The following is a 3,801-nucleotide window of genomic DNA, read 5'->3' as shown; positions in this document are numbered from 1 at the left end:
CCCATCCAAAGTGGCCGACCCCCCGGTCACCTCATAGCCATCCCGGCCCGAGAGCACATAAGACAGCGTCGATTTGCCGGAGCCATTGGGCCCCATGATCGCATGCACCTCACCGGCGCCAATCTTAAGATCGACACCTTTCAGGATCTGCTTGTCTTCTTCTTCAAGTTTGACTCTAAAGAAAATTTTCCTGAAGATTGGGCAACTACCCAAAACAATCTAGGTAATGCTTATCGACAAAGAATAAGAGGAGATAAAGCGGAAAATCTTGAACAAGCAATATTGTGTTTGCAAAATGTTAGAGAAGCCTTACCTTTACAATGGTCTGAAACTTTAAATAATCTGGGAATTGCTTATATAGAAAGAATAAAAGGAAATAAAGCTGAAAATATTGAACAAGCAATATTTTGTTTGCAAAATGCTTTGCAAGCTCAACCTAAAGAAACCTCACTTTTACAATTGGCTAAAGCTCAAAATAATTTAGGCAATGCTTATCGAGAAAGAATTAGAGGAAATAAAGCTGAAAATATTGAAATGGCAATTGCTTCTTTAAACATGACTTTAGAAGTTTATACGAAAGAAAATTTCCCTTGACAATGGGCTGAAACTCAAAATAATCTAGGCAATGCTTATCGAGAAAGAATTAGAGGAAATAAAGCTGAAAATATTGAAATGGCAATTGCTTCTTTAAACATGGCTTTAGAAGTTTATACGAAAGAAAATTTCCCTTGACAATGGGCTGAAACTCAAAATAATCTAGGCAATGCTTACCGAGAAAGAATTAGAGGAAATAAAGCTGAAAATATTGAACGGGCGATCGCTTCTTTACAAGTAGCTTTAACGGTTTATACGAAACAAGATTTATCTTTGAAATGGGCAGAAACTCAGAATAATTTAGCCATTGCCTATGGAAACAGAATAAAAGGAGATAAAGCGGAAAATCTTGAAATGGCAATTACAGCTTTTCAAAATTCCTTGCAAATTTTTACTGCTGAAAATTTTCCTATTGAATGTTTAACGGTTAGTCATAATTTAGGTGATTTATACTTTCAAAAAGCAGAATGGCAATGGGCTATTAAAACCTACAAAATTGCTATTAAAGCAGTAGAAATTTCTTGTAGTTGGGCAATCACAGAAATACGTCGCCAAGAAATTATCTCTCAAGCTATTACTGTTTATTATAGTATCGTTGAATCCTACATTAATTTGGGACAAATAGATAAAGCCATAGAGTATGTAGCACTCAGTAAAAATAGAACTTTAGTTGAACTTATTGCTAACCGCGACTTATATCCTAAAGGTGATATTTCACCCACAGTTATCCAAAAATTAGACCGACTTAGGAGAGAGATTACTATTGAATAAAAGCGACTAACTATCGAACAAAATAATCATAAGTTGAGGGTAATTACTGAAAGAGAGAGGTTACAACCTCAACTAACTGACTGTGGTAAACTTAATCTACTTCAACAAGAGTTAGATGAATTAATTGCAGAAGAAATTACCCCTATTAACCCTACTTTTCAACTTACCCAAAAAATTGAACCTATTACTTTTGAGGAGATTCAAAATTTAATCGATGACAAAACAGCAATTATTGAATGGTACATTACAGATAATCAAATTATTACATTTATTACGACTCGTCATTATAATCAACCCCAAATTTTACAATTTCATTTTGCTGATATAAACCAGGTAAAAATTAAAAGGGAAGGCTTTCGCAAAGGAGATATAGAACAAGAAACAATTAATAGTAGAGAATTTTATGTTGCCTACGAAATACCAATCAACAAAAATTTTCTATTTCAAGATAAAGCTGCTTTCGATGAATTTGTTGCTCCTATAAATGAATATCTGAATCTCTACTACTCTGATAAACAACAGTGGCAAAGTGAATTATCATTTTATCTAAGAAATTTTGCTCAAATTCTGCATTTAGATGAAATTATTTCCCATATTCCTCAAAAATGCCAGAAAATTATCTTAATTCCCCATCGCTTTTTACACTTATTACCAATTCATGCTTTTATCTTAAATGATGGTAGTTATTTATTAGATCGTTATGAAGTAACTTATTCCCCAAGTTGTAAATTATTGCAACTGATTAAAAATCAGCAACGTCCTAACTTTAACAAGTTATTTGCTATTCAAAATCCTACGGAAGACTTAAGTTACACTGACTTAGAAGTAGAAACAATTAGTTCATATTTTGATTCTGCTGAAATTTTAGCGAAAGAAAAAACAAGCAAAACTGCCTTCAATAGTTATAATGACTTTTCATCAATTAATTGTCTTTATTTTTCATGCCATGGTTATTTTAATATAAATTCTCCTTGAGAATCATCCCTATTATTAGCTAATAGCTCTCTCCATAAATTAGGATTCAATAACCGTTGTAAAGGAGTTTCAGGTGAATTATCGGAGATGTCTAATACTGAAACTAAAACCGAAAATTTGACCTTAGCTGAAGTCTTTGGGCTTAACTTGAGTCAATGTCGTTTAGTTACTTTATCAGCTTGTGAAACGGGATTAACAGATTTTACCGATCTTAGTGATGAATATATTAGTTTTCCTAGCAGTTTCATTTACGCAGGAAGTTCTAATGTTGTTAGTAATTTGTGGAAAGTTAGTGATTTATCTACTGCTTTTATAATGATTAAATTTTATCAAAACCTTCGTCAAAATTTGACTGTATCAGTTGCTATTAATAAAGCTCAAATTTGGTTACGAGATATCACTAAAAAAGAATTACAGGAATGGATTAAAAATAATCAACTTCCCATTAATGCAACTCTTAGAATATCTCTTAGACGTCGATTTCACCGACTATCAGATAACGACCAACCTTTTAAAGACCCTTTTTATTGGGCAGCATTTTCTGCTATTAGTCAGTAAAGTCAATATAATTCCTCCCCTACTAAAAGTGATTTTTTTAAGGAATATGATTAACTATTTTTGTCCCTCAAGATTATCAGAGCAAAAAAATTAACCTTCAGATGAATTATCCTCTTGTCGTTCGTTAAGTAAAATATCTAAAATACGTCGATCTTTGACACTGAAAGATTATACAAACAAGTGATTTTGGAGCTTGCTGAATATATATTCTGTTGAGGCGATCGCTATCACATTCCAATCTAACACTAAACAGATTAATAATCATCTTTGCAGAATTTTCTATTTGAGCAATAATGATTGAATAGTCGTTTACATCTATACCCAAATCTATACCCAAATATGAAGTATATTCCGTTTGTTTTAATGAATCTTTCCCAGAAATTTTATGGAATTTTGAAGTCTTTGCAACGCAAATTAGGATTAGAAACGGCAGAAATTGATGATAGTTCAGAAAGTTTAATTCGAGAATATGGTATATTTATATTACTTTTTGGAATTTTATTTTTGTTCGTAGCGTATCAAAGTTGGACGAGTAATAAAGATAAGTAATTTTCATTTGAATAGTTATAGCAATTCCCAAGAAGCGTGAGGTACAAAATTCCTTTGCTTTAGGGAGTAGGGAGTAGGGAGTAGGGAATAAAAAAGAAGAAAAACAACTGTACCTCAGTTAAGGTGCGTTGCAACTAGAGTTTAATATTAACAGGACTTACGCATGAGGCACGAAAAACTAGGATTTGAGATTGCTTCCCTGTGGGTCGCAATGACGAAAATACCTTGTAATGTGTAAGTCCTAATTAAGATAAAAAAATTGGTGGTGATGATATTTTCATTGGTCGTGCATTGTAATTATTTTTGTTACGAAACACCTTAGCATCTTGCTCCCGTACCAATAATTTTTTATTA

The 3,801-nt window shown here is 32.5% G+C and carries 3 protein-coding genes and 2 pseudogenes; 4 read left to right on the top strand and 1 reads right to left on the bottom strand.

Going from position 1 to position 3,801, the window contains the following annotated elements; all coding sequences use genetic code 11:
* Window positions 1-198, bottom strand: a 198-nt coding sequence (locus F6K22_RS35125; RefSeq protein WP_293109119.1) for an ATP-binding cassette domain-containing protein, incomplete at its 3' end; no start/stop codon positions are given.
* On the opposite strand from F6K22_RS35125, the gene F6K22_RS35120 reads away from it, so the two are divergent.
* From F6K22_RS35120 to F6K22_RS35105, 4 genes and pseudogenes are all read left to right on the top strand, one after another.
* Window positions 103-594, top strand: coding sequence for a tetratricopeptide repeat protein (locus tag F6K22_RS35120; RefSeq protein WP_293109117.1), 492 nt, complete (start codon window positions 103-105; stop codon window positions 592-594). The genes F6K22_RS35125 and F6K22_RS35120 overlap by 96 nt on opposite strands.
* Window positions 595-747: 153 nt before the next feature.
* Window positions 748-1,365: pseudogene (locus F6K22_RS35115) on the top strand (hypothetical protein); the annotation flags it as partial.
* Between the two features lie 33 nt (window positions 1,366-1,398).
* Window positions 1,399-2,898, top strand: a pseudogene (locus F6K22_RS35110) (CHAT domain-containing protein).
* Window positions 2,899-3,237: 339 nt separating this feature from the next.
* On the top strand, window positions 3,238-3,447 hold the full coding sequence (locus F6K22_RS35105; protein WP_293109114.1) for a hypothetical protein: 210 nt from the start codon (window positions 3,238-3,240) through the stop codon (window positions 3,445-3,447).
* Window positions 3,448-3,801: the final 354 nt, after the last annotated feature.

The sequence above is a fragment of the Okeania sp. SIO2F4 genome (assembly GCF_010672385.1).
In the GTDB taxonomy this organism is placed as follows: Bacteria; Cyanobacteriota; Cyanobacteriia; order Cyanobacteriales; family Microcoleaceae; genus Trichodesmium.
Note: the sequence above shows the minus strand (reverse complement) of the source record. Positions and strands in the feature narration are given on the sequence as shown.